This window comes from Rhodoferax sp. LS1P39, from assembly GCF_056521425.1.
In genome coordinates this window covers 16,508-32,079 of record NZ_JBWMAV010000025.1, presented here as the reverse complement: position 1 = coordinate 32,079, position 15,572 = coordinate 16,508, and the positions used below count along the sequence as shown (strand labels likewise).

Genomic DNA, 15,572 nt, shown 5'->3' with positions numbered 1-15,572 from the left:
TTCTACAACAGCGTGCGGCTGCACTCCAAACTGGGCAACTTGCCACCCAATGCTTTCGAGCAGCAATCGGCAATCAAACAACCTATCGCGGTGTCCGAAAAAACTTGACCAGCACACCTCGCACGAGCCACCCTTGCGGAAGGGCGACCCTGTCTTCTTGTTGTCGGTGAAAGATTTGCAACTCAAGATGTGTTGAACTTGCAAATCCCAAGGCTTGTAAATTGGGAAGGGTCCTTGCGAGAGTTGTTTGTGTGCTTGGCAGTGCAGGCCTCAAACAGCGGCGGCATTGCATTACTGGCGATTGACGCAATTAACGAAGCGCCAGCACGAGGACTGTGGAAACGGGAGTTGCCACAACTTGTCGGATTGGTAAAAGAGTTTCCCAGTGTCAAGTTGTTAGTCTCCTGCCGCTCTGATTGCCTGGAAGCATTGATGTCGCCAAAGATATTGGCAGAGTCAAAGGTGATCACCCACCACGGATTTGACCTAGAGTTTTACGAAGCCGTAGAAGCCTATTTTGGTGGCTATGAGGTTATTAGCGCGCAGTTTCCAACACTGAATGTCGAGTTCCAAAACCCCCTGTTTTTAAAAACGCTATGCGAAGCCTATCGTGGAAGAACATTGCCGCAGGGGCCGATCTCTTTTGTTACGGTGTTAAATGACTGGGAGTCACGCATCGCTGAAGAGATAGAAACACGAATTGATTGCCCTCAAAGTACAACGCGGCGTGCGGTCGCTGCAATTGTGGGGACTCTTACGCATACCCATACAAAGAGGTTGGGTGCGGCGCAGGTGGAGGCAATTTGTTTACAACATTTTCCCGAGCCAACGGCCTCACGGTCACTTTATCGACACCTAAATTCTGAAGGCCTGTTGCAGGAAGTCGAGACTCCGGTAGGAACTCAAGTCCGTTTGCAGTATGAGCGGTTTAGCGACGTACGAATCGCACAGATTGCATTACAGGAATTTCGGACTAGGAAGGATTGGCTGGCTCATTGGCACTCGAACCTGTTACCTAACCTCACCCACGGTGGGCGACTGGACTCGATGGCTGCACCTCAGCTATTTGCGTATGCGCTGCTGCTGCCTGCCGGAGTAGGTATCGAGTTGGTGTCGTGCCCGGTTGCGGGCCAAATTTTGGATGAGCGGGCGCGATCTGGCGCTAAAAAAATGCTTTGGTCTGCTTGGTTAGCCGCTCTTTCATGGCGGGTACTAGGTGCCGGCGATACACAAGTCGTTCATCTCTTTAGGACTTGGGCGAACTGCCAACCTCGATCCCTCGACGTGTGGGAAAAGTTACTTCAGTTTTCATGTGTCCCAGAGCACCCACTAAATGCAGATTTCTTGCACAAACATCTAATTGAGCAATCGCTGTCTTTACGTGAATCGAATTGGACAGTGCCATTGGCGTTGGAGAACCCAAGCGATTTGAGTGGAGGCGTTCTTTCCCCGTTTCTTCATTGGGCTGGTGCGTCTGCGGGTCGATCTTCAGACGAACAAGCGCGTCTCGCTGCAACAGTCTTGTTGTGGCTGACTAGTTCCCCAAATCGCGAGTTGCGAGATAACGCAACCAATATCGCCATTCGAGTGTTGGTGGCAAGTCGGTCTGGCCTGTCGTGCGTACAGCTGCTTGATTCATTTTGGGGAGTCAATGACCCCTATGTCAAAGAGCGATTGTTGGCTGTTATGTGTGGAGTTCTGCCGTATCTCGGCTCACCCGCGGCAAAACTAGTCTCGGAGTATGTACTTGGTCATTTTTGGAAACAGAGTGAAGTTTCTCCGCACATTCTGCAGCGCGACTACGCAGAATTTATCATTCGACATGCCTGTGAGTCTGGTGTTTTGCCCGTTACTTGTTTGGAGTTTTTGGTTCAAAAGGTCAACAAACCTAAGCCAAAGGTCTGGACGGAGGCGCAAGTTTAGGTGTACGCGGCAGACCCTGCTTTTGGGCGTATTGCAAGTTCACTTGTGCCTGAAGAGATGGGGCACTATGGTGACTTTGGGCGTTATGTAATGGGTTCTGCAGTACATCATTTTGTGGATGATGAACGGGCCGATGAGAGGACAAGTGGGCTAGGAAGGGGTGGGCACGAGCACGATGCGCGCTTCGCCCGGCGCTTTATCTGGCAACGTGTTTTGGAACTGGGCTGGGAGCCTACGCGGTTTTCGAATTTTGAAATGACTTTGGGCTATCGAGGACGCGGGAGATCTGAAAAGAAAACGGAGCGAATTTCAAAAAAATACCAATGGATTGGTTTGCACGAGTACTTGGGTTTGTTAGCCGATTCGTTACTGTTCCGTCCCTGGGGCGAAGTGAATAGGCCGCTCCGTGGCGCTTGGGAACTGTCTGTCAGAGACTACGATCCAAGCCACGCTTTAGGTGTGAATGATTCCGCAAAGGAAGTTGAGGATGGTCCGCCGTCTTGGTGGAGCATTGAGAACCCCGTGCTACCTTTGGAAACCGTGGCCCAGAAGCAGGCTTGGGTGGGTTCGGACTTCGATTCGTTTGAGCCGTATCTCACGCTGGAGCACGATAGCAAAAAGTGGGTTGTATTGAATGCTCATCTCAACTTTGAAGAAGAATTGGGGTTCGGTGTTGAGCAATTCAAATCCGCGCAGATGTCACAGTGGATTGACGTACGAGTGTTCTTGATACCGACACGCGACCTCGCGAAGAAGCTGAAGGTCCTTCGTGGGAAAGATTTTTACGGTGACGGATGCGATATTCCAGAGGCCTATCAATGCTGGGTTTCTGAATATCCGTGGCATCCCGTTTTGATTGACATTGATGAAAGTTGTCGGCGCAACGACACTTGGCTGAGGGGAGTGAAGCAACATTTCTTCTTACCTGCTTGCGAGATTTCCAAGGACTCAATACACGTCCAACTGCCTGCACCTTCGTTGCATCGAGCGCTTGGAGAAGTGTTGGGCAATCCACTTTCGGCTCCGAAACTGACTCAGAACGGGTCGATGGAAATCCATTGCAAAGATGGTGACTGTATTTTTATGGGGTCAACCCAAGGTGGCCGAGTTTTGGTGGTCGATCAAATTGCACTTATGCAGTATTTAAAGACGCATGTTTACTCACTTGTATGGGCTGTTTTATCCGAAAAATCGGCTTGGAATGGGAGTTCACATGCGGGGGGGCTATCACAGCAAAGTGCCGTATACGTGATGGCGGACGATGGAGCTATTAGTGGTGGCATGACAATCAGCCAGTTGGTTTTGCCTGAGTAATTCACGCATAAATGATGAGTGGTTTATAGAGCAAAAAATGGCACCCGCAGGTGCCATTTTTATACGCCAAATCGGCAGCCAGCGCCTATTCCATAAGCGCAACCAGCTACCGATTCAATAGCATTTGCCTCAAGCCATCCCCGCCTTCACCTTCAAGCGCCAGGCGTGCAGCAGGGGCTCGGTGTAACCGCTGGGCTGTTCCAGGCCCTTGAACACCAGGTCGCACGCGGCCTTGTATGCCGCCGAGGTACCGAAGTGGCCCGCCATGTTCTGGTACGCCGCGTCGCCCGCGTTCTGGCCGTCCACCACGGCGGCCATGCGCTCGAAGGTTTCGGTGATTTGGGCCTGGGTGACCACGCCGTGCAGCAACCAGTTGGCCATGTGCTGGCTGCTGATGCGCAGGGTGGCACGGTCTTCCATCAGGCCGACGTTGTGGATGTCGGGCACCTTGGAGCAGCCCACGCCCTGGTCCACCCAGCGCACCACGTAGCCGAGGATGCCCTGGGCGTTGTTGTCCAGCTCCTGCTGTTTCTCGGCAGCGCTCCAGTTTGGCGTGGCGGTCACGGGGATTTGCAGTAGGGCGTTGAGGATGTGGTCGCGTTCGCCGTTGGCATCGATTTTCTCCAGGCCGATCTGGATGTCCGACACCTTGACCTGGTGGTAGTGCAGGGCGTGCAGGGTGGCTCCGGTGGGGCTGGGCACCCAGGCGGTGTTGGCACCGGCCTTGGGATGGGCAATTTTTTGCTCCAGCATGGCGTGCATCAGGTCGGGCATGGCCCACATGCCTTTGCCGATTTGCGCCTTGCCGCGCAGGCCGCAGCTCAGGCCGACCAGCACATTGTTTTTCTCGTACGCAGCAATCCAGGCGCTGGACTTCATGTCGCCCTTGCGGATCATGGGGCCGGCGTGCATGGCGGTGTGCATCTCATCCCCGGTGCGGTCCAGGAAGCCGGTGTTGATGAAGGCCACGCGGGCGCTGGCGGCGGCGATACAGGCTTTGAGGTTGACGCTGGTGCGGCGCTCTTCGTCCATGATGCCCAGCTTGACGGTGTTTTCCGGCAAACCCAGCACCGCTTCCACGCGGCCAAACAGCTCGCAGGCGAAGGCCACTTCGGCCGGGCCGTGCATTTTGGGTTTGACGATGTAGACGCTGCCGGTGCGCGAGTTGCCCTTGCGTTGCAAGTCGTGCATGGCGATGGTGACGGTGACCATCGCATCCAGGATGCCTTCGGGGATTTCTTGGCCGTTACCGTACAGAATGGCCGGATTGGTCATCAAATGGCCGACGTTGCGCACAAACATCAGCGAACGGCCATGCAGCGTGACCTGGCCGCCGTTGGCTGCGGTGTACACGCGGTCGGGGTTCAGGCGGCGGGTAAAGCTGCCGCTGCCTTTTTGCACTTCTTCGGTCAGCGTGCCCAGCTGGATGCCCAGCCAGTTGCTGTAGGCCAGCACCTTGTCTTCGGCATCCACCACGGCCACCGAATCTTCCAGGTCGAGGATGGTGGACAGCGCGGCTTCCAGCACCACGTCGCTGATACCGGCTGCGTCGGTTTTGCCAATCGTCGTGCTGCGGTCGATCTGGATGTCGATGTGCAGGCCGTTGTGCTGCAACAGGATGGAGGTGGGGGCGGCGGGCTCGCCCTGGTAGCCGATGAAGGCCTCGGGGTGGGCCAGGCTGGTGCTGCTGTTGTGCAGGTTAATGACCAGTTGGCCGTGTTGCACGCTGTAGCCGGTGGCTTCCTTGTGCGAGCCGTTGGCCAGCGGGGCGGCCTGGTCGAGCACATTGCGGGCGAAGGCAATCACCTTGGCACCGCGCACCGGGTTGTAGCCTTTGCCTTTTTCCGCGCCACCGGTCTCGGGAATAGCGTCCGTGCCGTACAGCGCGTCGTACAGGCTGCCCCAGCGGGCGTTGGCGGCGTTCAGAGCGTAGCGGGCGTTCAGTACCGGCACCACCAGCTGCGGCCCGGCCTGCAGGGCCAGCTCGGCATCCACATTGGCGGTGGTGGCGGCTACGTTCAGGGGCATGGGCACCAGGTAGCCAATGGATTCCAAAAACGCGCGGTAGGCGGGCATGTCGGCGATGGGGCCGGGGTGGGCCTTGTGCCAGGCATCCAGTTCCAGCTGCAGGCGGTCGCGCTCGGCCAGCAAGGCGATATTCTTGGGGGCCAGGTCGGCCACGATGGCATCAAAACCGGCCCAGAATCGGGCACTGTCCACGCCGGTGCCGGGCAGCACTTTTTCGTCAATGAATCGTTCGAGAACGGTGGCAACCTGGAGCTGGTGGCGGGTGGTGCGTGCGGTCATGGTGGAGTGCCTTGGGAATGGTGTGGGACGAAGAATAAAGCAAACGATGGGCCTACTGTATTACAACCTTTAAGGCGCATTAAGAAGGTTAAATTGGTTTTATACGTGACTTAAATGGATGTAATTGGAGGCTTATGCATTCGGTAACTGCGCCACCCCTGGGCGTTTTGGTCAGCGAAGTCGGCCCGCGCGACGGCCTGCAATCTGTCGCCGCCACCATGGCCACAGCGCACAAGCTGCGCTGGCTGGATGCTTTGCACGCCAGCGGCATCCGCGAGGTGGAGGTGGGCTCTTTTGTGCCCGCCAAGCTGCTGCCGCAAATGGCCGATGTGGCCGAAGTGGTGCGCCACGCACTGGGCTTGCCCGGCTGGACGGTGATGGCCCTGGTGCCGAACCTGCGCGGGGCCGAGGCGGCGTTGGCGGCGGGCGTGCACAAGCTGACCATCCCCGTGTCGGCCAGCGCAGCCCATTCGCTGGCCAATGTGCGCAAAACCCGCGAGGAGATGGTGGCCGAGGTGGGGCGCATCGTCGCCCTGCGCAACGCCACCGCGCCCGCCGTGTCCATTGAGGTGGGCATGTCCACCGCCTTTGGCTGCACCCTGCAAGGCACGGTGGCGGATGCCGAGGTGCTGTGGCTGGCTTCCGAGCTGGTGCGGGTGGGTGTGGACGAAGTGGGCCTGTCGGACACCACCGGCATGGCCAACCCGGCGCAGGTGCGGCGCTTGTTTCTGGGACTGCGGGCCGAGATTGGCAGCAAGGCCGGGGCCGCCCACATGCACAACACGCGCGGCCTGGGCCTTGCCAACTGCCTGGCCGCGTATGAAGCCGGTGTGCGCACCTTCGACGCGTCGCTGGGCGGGCTGGGCGGTTGCCCGTATGCGCCCGGTGCGTCGGGCAATGTGGTCACCGAAGACCTGGTGTTCATGTTCGAAGCCATGGGCATCCACACCGGCATTGACCTGGCCACGCTGTTCAAAGCCCGCGCCCCGCTGCAAACCGGGCTGCCCGGCGAAGCCATTTACGGCATGACCCCCGAGGCCGGGTTGCCCAAAAATTTCACCCAAGGATTCCAGAATGTCTGAGACGAACACGCTCCCTTACGCCCACATCCGCGTCGTCGAATTCACCCACATGGTGATGGGCCCCACCTGCGGCCTGGTGCTGGGCGACCTGGGTGCCGAGGTGATCAAGGTCGAGCCCATAGGCCATGGCCGCGAGGGCGACAGCACCCGGCAACTGCTGGGCTCGGGCGCGGGATTCTTCGCCCTGTTCAACCGCAACAAGAAAAGCCTGGCGCTGGACCTGCAAACCCCCGAGGGCAAGGAAGCCGCGCTGCGCCTGATCGCCACCGCCGACATCGTCAGCGAGAACTTCAAGCCCGGCACCATGGCCAAGCTGGGGCTGGACTACGCCACGCTCAAAAAGCTGAACCCGCGCCTCATCTACATCAGCCACAAGGGCTTTCTGCCCGGCCCCTACGACCACCGCACCGCGCTGGACGAGGTGGTGCAAATGATGGGCGGCCTGGCCTACATGACGGGCCGCCCCGGCGACCCGCTGCGCGCGGGCACCAGCGTGAACGACATCATGGGCGGCATGTTTGGCGCGATCGGGGCCATGGCGGCCCTGGCCCAGCGCGAGAAAACGGGCCTGGGCCAGGAGGTGCAGAGCGCGCTGTTCGAGAACAATGTGTTTCTGGTGGCCCAGCACATGCTGCAGTACGCGGTGACCGGCCAGCCCGCCGCGCCCATGCCCGCCCGCATCTCGCCCTGGGGTATTTACGACGTGTTCAGCGTGCAGGGCAGGGAGCAGATTTTTCTGGCCGTGGTCAGCAACACGGCCTGGACGGTGTTCTGCGAGGCCTTTGCCCTGGGCGATTTGCAGCACGACGCACGCCTGGCCAGCAACAACGACCGGGTGCGCGCCCGCGAATGGATGATGCCGCTGCTGCGCGAGCGCATGGCCGCCTTCAGCGCCGCCCATATCGCCGAAGTGTTCGAGCGCCACGCGCTGCCGTTTGCGCCCATCACCCGCCCGCACGACCTGCTGGACGACCCGCATCTGCAAGCCACCGGCGGCCTGGCCCCCATGAACCTGCCCGATGGCCGCGCCACCCACACCGTGCTGCTGCCTTTGACACTGGACGGCCAGCGCCCCGGCCTGCGCCTGGACCCGCCCCGCCTGGGCGAACACAGCGCCGAGCTGCTGCGCGAGCTGGGCTATGGCGAGGCGGAGATTGCGCAGTTGATGCTATTGAATAAGTAGCTGCTTGCGCTGATCGAATAAGCGCGAGAGCCGTATTTCTTATAAATCTCTATGGCCCAACTCAAACAGCTTGAAACTTTTGTCGCCGTGGCGGCGCGCGGCAGCCTGACCGCTGCGGCCCAGGCCGAGGGCGTGGCCCCGGCCATCATCGGGCGGCGGCTGGACGCGCTGGAGGAGCGCCTGGGCGTGAAGCTGCTGCTGCGCACCACCCGGCGCATCAGCCTCACGCACGAGGGCAGCGCGTTTCTGGAAGACTGCCAGCGCGTGCTGGCCGACCTGGCGAATGCCGAGGCCAGTGTGTCGGCCGGGGGCGTGCAGGCCAGCGGCCACCTGCGCATCACCGCGCCTGCCGGTTTTGGCCGCCGCCACGTGGCCCCGCTGGTGCCGTGGTTTCGCGAGCAGCACCCGGACGTGACCGTGACCCTGAACCTGAGCGACCGGGTGGTGGACCTGGGCGGCGAGGGCTTTGACTGCGCGGTGCGGGTGGGGGATTTGCCTGACTCCAGCCTGGTCAGCGTGCGCCTGGCCGACAACCGCCGCCTGTGCGTGGCCACCCCGGCGTTTTTGAAGCGCCATGGCACGCCGCAGCAGCCCGCCGACCTGGCCAAATTTGACTGCCTGGCCCTGTCCAGCGAGGCCTCGCAAACCCGGGGCTGGGCGTTTACCGCCCCCGGCAGCCCGGACGTGTTCTACGCCAAACCCAGTGGCCCGCTGAACTGCACCGACGGCCAGGTGCTGCACGACTGGTGTCTGGCAGGCTATGGCATCGCCTGGCGCAGCACCTGGGAGGTGGAAGCCGAAATCGCCAGCGGCCAGCTGGTGTCGGTGCTGGACGCGTTTGCCGCGCCACCCAACGGCATCTACGCGGTGTTTGCCCAACGCAAGCATCTGCCGCTGCGGGTACGGCTGTGGATCGACTTTTTGAAGCTGCACTACGGGCGGCCCGGGTTCTGGACCGGGGCGGACGTAAAAAAACCCGGCTGACCGGGTTGTGGTGGAGGGCGAAACGGTTGCCTTCCAGAAACACCGCAGAACTGGCTCTGCCAGGCTGCTGGTGTTGCCCCCTGCAAGGGGGTTGGCGAAAAGCGCTTGCGCTGTAGCCTGGGGGTTAGCCCTTTAAGCACTCGCTCATGAACTTCTTGCGTTCGTCGCCTGTTTTACCGGTGGCGTCCTTGTTGCAGGTGACCATCTTGCTTTGCTGGGCGGTCTTGCCGTCGGCAGCCGCGGGGGCTTCCGTCTTGGCGCTCAGGCAGGTCTTCATGAACGCCTTGCGGTCGTCGCCCTTGAGCTCCTTGGTCTTGGCATCGGCATTGCAGGAGGTCATTTTCATTTGCTGGGGCGTTTTTTCCTTGTCGGCCGCGTGGACCGCGCCAAGGGAAAAGGCCATGCCCAGGGCGGCGATCAGGGGTAAGAGTTGTTTCATGCAAGCTCCAGAAGTGGCAAAAATGGAAGTAATCCTGTGTACAACAGATTGTTGCACCAGCGGATTGCACCCTATAACGGCGCATCCTGCAAGTCGGATGACGGCCCCCGTAAAATCGCCGCATGCTCTCAGTCAAACATGAATTGCTCGCGGCGCTGGCCGTCGGGCTGGAAAAAATAGCCCCCGGCGCAGGCAGCAAAGCCGCGTTCGAGTCCCCCAAGGTGGCGGCCCATGGCGATTTCGCCTGCACCGCCGCCATGCAACTGGCCAAGCCGCTCAAGCTGAACCCGCGCCAACTGGGTGAAAACCTGCGCGCGGCCCTGCTGGAACAGCCAGCGTTTGAGAAGTGGGTCGAGGCCATCGACATCGCCGGGCCGGGCTTTATCAACATCAAGCTGAAACCCGCCGCCAAGCAGGAAATCGTGCGCGAAGTGCTGGCCGCCGGGGCCAGCTTCGGTGTACAGCCCGGTAACGGACAGCACATCCTGGTGGAATTTGTCTCGGCCAACCCCACCGGCCCGCTGCACGTAGGCCATGGCCGCCAGGCGGCCTTGGGCGATGCCATCTGCAACCTGTACGCCACCCAGGGCTGGGACGTGTACCGCGAGTTCTATTACAACGACGCGGGCGTGCAGATTGGCACCCTGGCCACCAGCACGCAACTGCGCGCCAAGGGCTTCAAGCCCGGCGACACCTGCTGGCCTACCGACGCAGACAACCCGGTCAGCAAGAACTTCTACAACGGTGAGTACATCGCCGACATTGCCAACGACTTTTTGGCCCAAAAGACCGTTAAGGCCGACGACCGCGAAGTCACGGCCTCCGGCAACATCGACGACCTGGACTCGATCCGCGCATTCGCCGTGGCCTACCTGCGCCGCGAGCAAGACCTGGACTTGCAGGCCTTCCAGGTGAAGTTCGATAATTTCTACCTTGAATCCAGCCTGTACACCAGCGGCAAGGTCGATGCCACGGTGCAACTGCTGCAAGACGCAGGCAAAACCTACGAGCAAGACGGCGCGCTGTGGCTGCAGTCCACCGACTATGGCGACGACAAGAATCGCGTGATGCGCAAAACCGACGGCAGCTACACCTACTTTGTGCCCGATGTGGCCTACCATATCGCCAAATGGCAGCGTGGTTTTACCAAGGTGGTCAACATCCAGGGCACTGACCACCACGGCACCATCGCCCGCGTGCGCGCCGGGCTGCAGGCCGCCAACGTGGGTATTCCCCAGGGCTACCCCGACTACGTGCTGCACACCATGGTGCGGGTGGTGCGCGGCGGCGAAGAGGTCAAGATCAGCAAGCGCGCCGGGAGCTACGTGACCCTGCGCGACGTGATCGACTGGACCAGCAAGGACGCGGTGCGCTTCTTCCTGCTCAGCCGCAAGCCCGATACCGAATACACCTTCGACATCGACCTGGCCCGCTCGCAGAACAACGACAACCCGGTCTACTACGTGCAATACGCCCACGCCCGCATCTGCAAGATGCTGCGCGACTGGGCGGGCGATGTGGCCAGCCTGCAGGGTGTAGACCTGTCCAGCCTGCTGGTGCCCCAGGCCCAAACCCTGATGCTGCAACTGGCCAAATACCCCGAGATGCTGACCAATGCCACCGACGGCTTTGCGCCGCACGACGTGACCTTCTACCTGCGCGAACTGGCCGCCAATCTGCACAGCTACTACGATGCCGAGCGCGTGCTGGTGGACGACGAGACCCTCAAGCTGGCCCGCCTGGCCCTGGTCGCCGCCTGTGCCCAGGTGCTGCACAATGGTTTGGCGGTACTCGGGGTGAGTGCTCCTGAAAAAATGTAAGTGACAGCAAGTATGAAAAAGCAAAAGCAGAGCGGCGGCACCATCATCGGCTTCATCGTCGGGGTGGTGGTGGGCCTGGGGTCGGCGCTGGCGGTGGCGGTATACGTCACCAAGGTGCCGATTCCGTTCATGAGCGGCAAGACCCAGGCCAACAGCGCCGACCACGACGCGGCCGAAACCCAAAAGAACAAGGACTGGGACCCCAACACCCCGCTGCACGGCAAGAATCCGGTGCGCCCGGTCTTGCCCGCAGCCACGCCTGAACCGGCCCCCGAGCCCACCGTGGCCGTGCCACCGCCTGCGGTGCTGCCCGCCGCCCCGGCGGTGTCGGTGGCGGCCAAACCCGTGGCCAAGCCCGCCAGCAGCGCAGCCTCTACCAGCGCACCCGCCAGCAGTGCCGATCCCCTGGGCGATCTGGCCAAGGCCAAAGCCAAGGCGGCACCCAGCCCGGCGGCCACTGCTGCGCCTGTGCTGGCCCCGAGCACCGAGCCGTTTGAATATTTTGTGCAGGCCGGTGCGTTTCGCACCACCGAAGATGCCGAAGCCCAGCGCGCCAAGCTGGCCATGATGGGCATGGAAGCCCGGGTTACCGAGCGCGAGCAGGCGGGCCGCACGGTGTACCGCGTGCGCATGGGTCCTTTCGCCAAGCGTGACGATGCCGAGCACGCCAAGGACAAGCTGGAAAGTGCCGGTGGCGACACCACCCTGGTCCGCGTACAGCGCTAGTGCTGCGTTGTTGCCATAGCGGCTGAACTTTTTGGACGCAGCCCCGTCTGAACCCCCACAAGGAGTGATTTGCAATGAAACGTCGTGAGTTTTCGCTGACCTCAGCCAGTGTTCTGGCCGGTTCGGCCCTGGTTCTGTCGCCCATGGGCAGCGCCCACGCACAGGGCAAGCCGCCTGTGGCGGGCACCGACTACCTGGTGCTGGACAAGCCTGCCCCCACCGAAGCCCCGGCGGGCAAGGTTGAGGTGGTGGAGTTCTTCTGGTACGCCTGCCCGCATTGCTTTGCATTTGAGCCCGCGCTGTCGGCCTGGCTGAAGAAGCTGCCCAAGAATGTGGCTTTCCGCCGCGTGCCGGTGGTGTTCCAGGACAGCTTCATCCCGCCGCAAAAGCTCTACTACACGCTGGAAGCCCTGGGCCAGCTGGACGCATTGCACGGCAAAGTGTTCAACGCCATCCATGTCGAGCGCCAAAAGCTGGACAAAGATGGTCTGGTGATCGACTGGGCCGCCAAGCAGGGCCTGGACAAGGCCAAGTTTGTGGAGGTCTACAACTCGTTCTCGGTGGCCACCAAGGTGCGCAAAGCCGCGCAACTGCAAGAGGCCTACAAGGTGGCCGGTGTGCCCGCCATGGGCGTGGCCGGGCGCTTCTACACCGACGGCACGCAAGCCCAGTCAATGGAGCGTGGCCTGACGGTGGTGGACTACCTTGTCTCGCAGCAGAAAACCTGACCAGCCGTTCGCTTTTTGCACCGACGAGCCCGCTTTTGCGGGCTTTTTTCTGGGCCAAGCCAATCGACCGCTACAATCATCTGCAAGATTCGTGCCTCTATGAAAAACGCCTACCACACTCTCATCCTCTTGTTGCTGTGCACTTGCGCGGGCGGTTCTGCCTGGGCTGAAAAAGCCGACCGCCTCAAGCCCATGAACGTCGAATCCGATGCCATGCGCTACGACGACCTGAAGCAAACCAATGTGTTTACCGGCCGCGTGGTCATGACCAAGGGCACCATCGTCATCCGGGGTGCGCGTGTGGACGTGCGCCAGGATGCCGAGGGCAACCAGATCGGCATCGTCACCGCCGAGCCCGGCAAGCTGGCTTACTTCAAGCAAAAGCGCGACGGCGTGGACGAATTCATCGAAGGCGAAGGCGAAACCATCGAATACAGCAGCAAGCTGGACAACGTGCGCTTCATCAAGCGCGCCGTGATGCGCCGCCTGTTGGGCAGCAAAGTGAATGACGAAGTCACCGGCGGTGTCATCGTTTACGACAACACCACCGATGTCTTCACGGTAGACAACGGCACGCCCGCCAACAACCCTGGCGGCCAAAACGGCCGGGTCCGCGCCATGCTGACCCCCAAGGTGGTGGCTCCGGCCACCTCTGCCCCTGCGGGTGCCGCCAGCCCGGCGCTGCGCTCCAGCACCACGCTAGAGGGCGCGCAGAAGTGACGGGGCCGCTCGCCGCAGCAGAAAGCCGTCTGGAAGCTCGCCACCTGCAAAAGGCCTATGGCAGCCGCAAAGTCGTCAAGGACGTGACCCTGGCGGTCAAAAAAGGCGAAGTGGTGGGTCTGCTGGGCCCCAATGGCGCGGGCAAAACTACCTCGTTCTACATGATCGTGGGCTTGGTGCGGGCCGATGGCGGCAGCATTTCCATCGACGGCCAGCCGGTGGAGCACATGCCCATCCACCGCCGTTCGCGCCTGGGTTTGAGCTATTTGCCGCAAGAGGCCTCGATTTTTCGCAAGCTCACGGTGGAAGAAAACGTGCGCGCCGTGTTGGAGTTGCAGTTTGACGAAGCCGGTAAATCGCTGACCAAAGAGGTGATCGAGCAGCGCCTGACATCCTTGCTCGAAGACCTGCGGGTCGAGCACCTGCGCCAGTCCAGTGCCCTGGCCCTGTCCGGCGGCGAGCGCCGCCGGGTGGAGATTGCCCGCGCCCTGGCCACCCAGCCGCGTTTCATCCTGCTGGACGAGCCGTTTGCTGGTATCGACCCGATTGCGGTGATCGAGATCCAGCGCATCATCGGCTTTCTGAAGTCGCGCGGCATTGGCGTGCTGATCACCGACCACAACGTGCGCGAAACCCTGGGTATTTGTGACCACGCCTACATCATCAGCGACGGCAACGTGCTGGCCGAAGGTACGCCGTCCGAGATCGTCGACAACGCCGATGTACGGCGCGTCTACCTCGGCGAACATTTCCGGATGTAGTGCCTAGATGAAGCAAGGCCTCTCCCTACGCGTTTCCCAGCATCTGGCGCTCACGCCCCAGTTGCAGCAGTCCATCCGTCTGTTACAGCTCTCCACCCTGGAGCTGAGCCAGGAAGTGGACCAGATGCTGGACGACAACCCGTTTCTGGAGCGCAACCTGGACGACGCGCCGCGCGAAGAGTTCGGCCTGCCCCAGGCCGACACGCCCGTCAGCGCGGGTGACCGCGAAACCGAATCTGCTCCTACTTCTGTAGCTGAATACGCAAGCGAGACAAGCACAGAGGGCTCAAACGACTCTGAATCGCCGCTCACCGGTGGCGACGACACCAGCTGGGACGGCGACGGCACTTCCGAGATCAAACCCGACGACAGCGAGTGGGGCGGCGACGCACCCGCGCGCCAGAACAACCTGGGCGAAGAAGGCGAGGCCGATGCCACCGAGCTGGCCCGCAACCAGGAGTCGCTGACCAGCTTTCTGCACCGCCAGGCCCTGGCGCTGCGCCTGGGCGAGGTGGACCAGGCGGCGCTGCGCTTCCTGATCGAGTCGCTGAACGACGATGGCTACCTGGAAGACGACCTGGCCACCCTGGCCCAGGGTCTGGCGGGTGACGACGTAGAGGCCCAGGAAGAGCTGGTACACCGCTTCACCGTCGCCCTGCGCCTGCTGCAGAGCTTGGAGCCCGCCGGGGTGGGGGCGACGCACCTGGGCGAATGCCTGGTGCTGCAGCTCAAGGCGCTGCAAACCACCATGGGTAACGACCCGGCCCGCAAGACCGCGCTGCGCATCTGCCGCCAGCCCATGGACCTGCTGGCCCGGCGCGATGTGAAGCGGCTGGCCCAGCTCTGCCAGGCCAGCGATGCCGACATCAAGGCCGCGATTGCGCTGATCGCCCGCCTGGAGCCCAAGCCCGGCCGCCGCTTTGTGGACGTGGAGCGCAACATCGTGGTGCCCGACGTGATCGTCGCCAAGGTGGGCCGCGGTGCCAACGCCAAGTTCCGCGTGGTGCTCAACCCCGAGGTCATGCCGCGCCTGCGGGTGCACGACATCTACGCCAACGCCCTGCGCCAGCACAAGGGCGGCGGCAAGGATGCGTCGAACAACGCCGCCCTGCAGCAGCGCCTGCAGGAAGCCCGCTGGTTCATCAAGAACATCCAGCAGCGCTTCGACACGATTTTGCGGGTCAGCAATGCCATCGTGGAGCGGCAAAAAAGCTTCTTCAGCCACGGCGCGCTGGCCATGCGCCCCCTGGTGCTACGCGAGATCGCCGACGAGCTGGGCCTGCACGAGTCCACCATCAGCCGCGTCACCACCGCCAAGTACATGGCCACGCCCTACGGCACCTTCGAGTTGAAATACTTCTTCGGCTCGTCCCTGGGTACCGAGACCGGCGGCAATGCCTCCAGCACGGCGGTGCGCGCGCTGATCAAGCAGTTTGTCGCCTCTGAAGACCTGAAAAAGCCGCTCAGCGACAGCCAGCTGTCCGACATGCTGAAAGAACAAGGCATCGAATGCGCACGCCGCACCGTGGCCAAGTACCGCGAAGCCCTGCGGATTGCGCCCACGAATTTGCGCAAGGCGCTGTAA

The 15,572-nt window shown here is 61.5% G+C and carries 13 protein-coding genes; 11 read left to right on the top strand and 2 right to left on the bottom strand.

Features of this window, described 5'->3' with window-relative positions:
• Window positions 1-192: 192 nt before the first annotated feature.
• Together AC097O_RS24050 and AC097O_RS24045 are read left to right on the top strand one after the other, a co-directional pair.
• The gene (locus AC097O_RS24050) at window positions 193-1,923 is read left to right on the top strand and encodes a hypothetical protein (RefSeq protein WP_479595456.1); all 1,731 of its coding nucleotides are present in this window, start codon (window positions 193-195) and stop codon (window positions 1,921-1,923) included.
• Complete coding sequence (locus tag AC097O_RS24045; RefSeq protein ID WP_479595455.1) at window positions 1,924-3,237, top strand: hypothetical protein; 1,314 nt, start codon at window positions 1,924-1,926, stop codon at window positions 3,235-3,237.
• A gap of 129 nt (window positions 3,238-3,366) precedes the next feature.
• Here AC097O_RS24045 and AC097O_RS24040 read toward each other — a convergent pair whose 3' ends face one another.
• Complete coding sequence (locus AC097O_RS24040; protein WP_479595454.1) at window positions 3,367-5,544, bottom strand: malate synthase G; 2,178 nt, start codon at window positions 5,542-5,544, stop codon at window positions 3,367-3,369.
• Between the two features lie 134 nt (window positions 5,545-5,678).
• Here AC097O_RS24040 and AC097O_RS24035 point away from each other — a divergent pair, with 134 nt between their 5' ends.
• Genes AC097O_RS24035 through AC097O_RS24025 form a run of 3 tightly spaced genes read left to right on the top strand, consistent with a single transcriptional unit; the run spans window position 5,679 to window position 8,793 of the window.
• On the top strand, window positions 5,679-6,626 hold the full coding sequence (locus AC097O_RS24035; protein WP_479595453.1) for a hydroxymethylglutaryl-CoA lyase: 948 nt from the start codon (window positions 5,679-5,681) through the stop codon (window positions 6,624-6,626).
• Window positions 6,619-7,809: a CaiB/BaiF CoA transferase family protein gene (locus AC097O_RS24030; RefSeq protein WP_479595452.1), complete on the top strand. Its 1,191-nt coding sequence runs from the start codon at window positions 6,619-6,621 to the stop codon at window positions 7,807-7,809. Before AC097O_RS24035 ends, AC097O_RS24030 begins: the two co-directional genes overlap by 8 nt.
• A 51-nt stretch (window positions 7,810-7,860) precedes the next feature.
• Window positions 7,861-8,793 (top strand): LysR family transcriptional regulator, encoded by a 933-nt coding sequence (locus tag AC097O_RS24025; protein WP_479595451.1) that lies wholly within the window; start codon window positions 7,861-7,863, stop codon window positions 8,791-8,793.
• Window positions 8,794-8,917: 124 nt separating this feature from the next.
• On the opposite strand, the gene AC097O_RS24020 is transcribed toward AC097O_RS24025, so the two are convergent.
• On the bottom strand, window positions 8,918-9,232 hold the full coding sequence (locus AC097O_RS24020) for a PsiF family protein (protein ID WP_479595450.1): 315 nt from the start codon (window positions 9,230-9,232) through the stop codon (window positions 8,918-8,920).
• A 122-nt stretch (window positions 9,233-9,354) separates the two neighbouring features.
• Here AC097O_RS24020 and argS point away from each other — a divergent pair, with 122 nt between their 5' ends.
• From argS to AC097O_RS23990, 6 genes are all read left to right on the top strand, one after another.
• Window positions 9,355-11,052, top strand: a complete 1,698-nt coding sequence (gene argS, locus AC097O_RS24015) for an arginine--tRNA ligase (RefSeq protein ID WP_479595449.1) — start codon at window positions 9,355-9,357, stop codon at window positions 11,050-11,052.
• Window positions 11,053-11,064: 12 nt separating this feature from the next.
• Window positions 11,065-11,778 (top strand): SPOR domain-containing protein, encoded by a 714-nt coding sequence (locus AC097O_RS24010; RefSeq protein WP_479595448.1) that lies wholly within the window; start codon window positions 11,065-11,067, stop codon window positions 11,776-11,778.
• A 74-nt stretch (window positions 11,779-11,852) separates the two neighbouring features.
• On the top strand, window positions 11,853-12,506 hold the full coding sequence (locus AC097O_RS24005; RefSeq protein ID WP_479595447.1) for a thiol:disulfide interchange protein DsbA/DsbL: 654 nt from the start codon (window positions 11,853-11,855) through the stop codon (window positions 12,504-12,506).
• Window positions 12,507-12,605: 99 nt separating this feature from the next.
• Window positions 12,606-13,226, top strand: a complete 621-nt coding sequence (lptA, locus tag AC097O_RS24000) for a lipopolysaccharide transport periplasmic protein LptA (RefSeq protein ID WP_479595446.1) — start codon at window positions 12,606-12,608, stop codon at window positions 13,224-13,226.
• Complete coding sequence (lptB, locus tag AC097O_RS23995; protein WP_479595445.1) at window positions 13,223-13,987, top strand: LPS export ABC transporter ATP-binding protein; 765 nt, start codon at window positions 13,223-13,225, stop codon at window positions 13,985-13,987. The genes lptA and lptB overlap by 4 nt, the downstream gene beginning before the upstream one ends.
• Window positions 13,988-13,994: 7 nt before the next feature.
• Window positions 13,995-15,572, top strand: a complete 1,578-nt coding sequence (locus tag AC097O_RS23990) for an RNA polymerase factor sigma-54 (RefSeq protein WP_479595444.1) — start codon at window positions 13,995-13,997, stop codon at window positions 15,570-15,572.

Bases quoted from the DNA above. Each gene is read 5' to 3' on its own strand.
- AC097O_RS24010 (WP_479595448.1), top strand. From the start codon at position 11,065: ATGAAAAAGCAAAAGCAGAGCGGCGGCACCATCATCGGCTTCATCGTC.
- AC097O_RS24020 (WP_479595450.1), bottom strand. From the start codon at position 9,232: ATGAAACAACTCTTACCCCTGATCGCCGCCCTGGGCATGGCCTTTTCC.
- AC097O_RS24040 (WP_479595454.1), bottom strand. From the start codon at position 5,544: ATGACCGCACGCACCACCCGCCACCAGCTCCAGGTTGCCACCGTTCTC.
- lptA (WP_479595446.1), top strand. From the start codon at position 12,606: ATGAAAAACGCCTACCACACTCTCATCCTCTTGTTGCTGTGCACTTGC.
- AC097O_RS23990 (WP_479595444.1), top strand. From the start codon at position 13,995: ATGAAGCAAGGCCTCTCCCTACGCGTTTCCCAGCATCTGGCGCTCACG.
- AC097O_RS24035 (WP_479595453.1), top strand. From the start codon at position 5,679: ATGCATTCGGTAACTGCGCCACCCCTGGGCGTTTTGGTCAGCGAAGTC.
- AC097O_RS24005 (WP_479595447.1), top strand. From the start codon at position 11,853: ATGAAACGTCGTGAGTTTTCGCTGACCTCAGCCAGTGTTCTGGCCGGT.
- AC097O_RS24030 (WP_479595452.1), top strand. From the start codon at position 6,619: ATGTCTGAGACGAACACGCTCCCTTACGCCCACATCCGCGTCGTCGAA.
- argS (WP_479595449.1), top strand. From the start codon at position 9,355: ATGCTCTCAGTCAAACATGAATTGCTCGCGGCGCTGGCCGTCGGGCTG.
- AC097O_RS24025 (WP_479595451.1), top strand. From the start codon at position 7,861: ATGGCCCAACTCAAACAGCTTGAAACTTTTGTCGCCGTGGCGGCGCGC.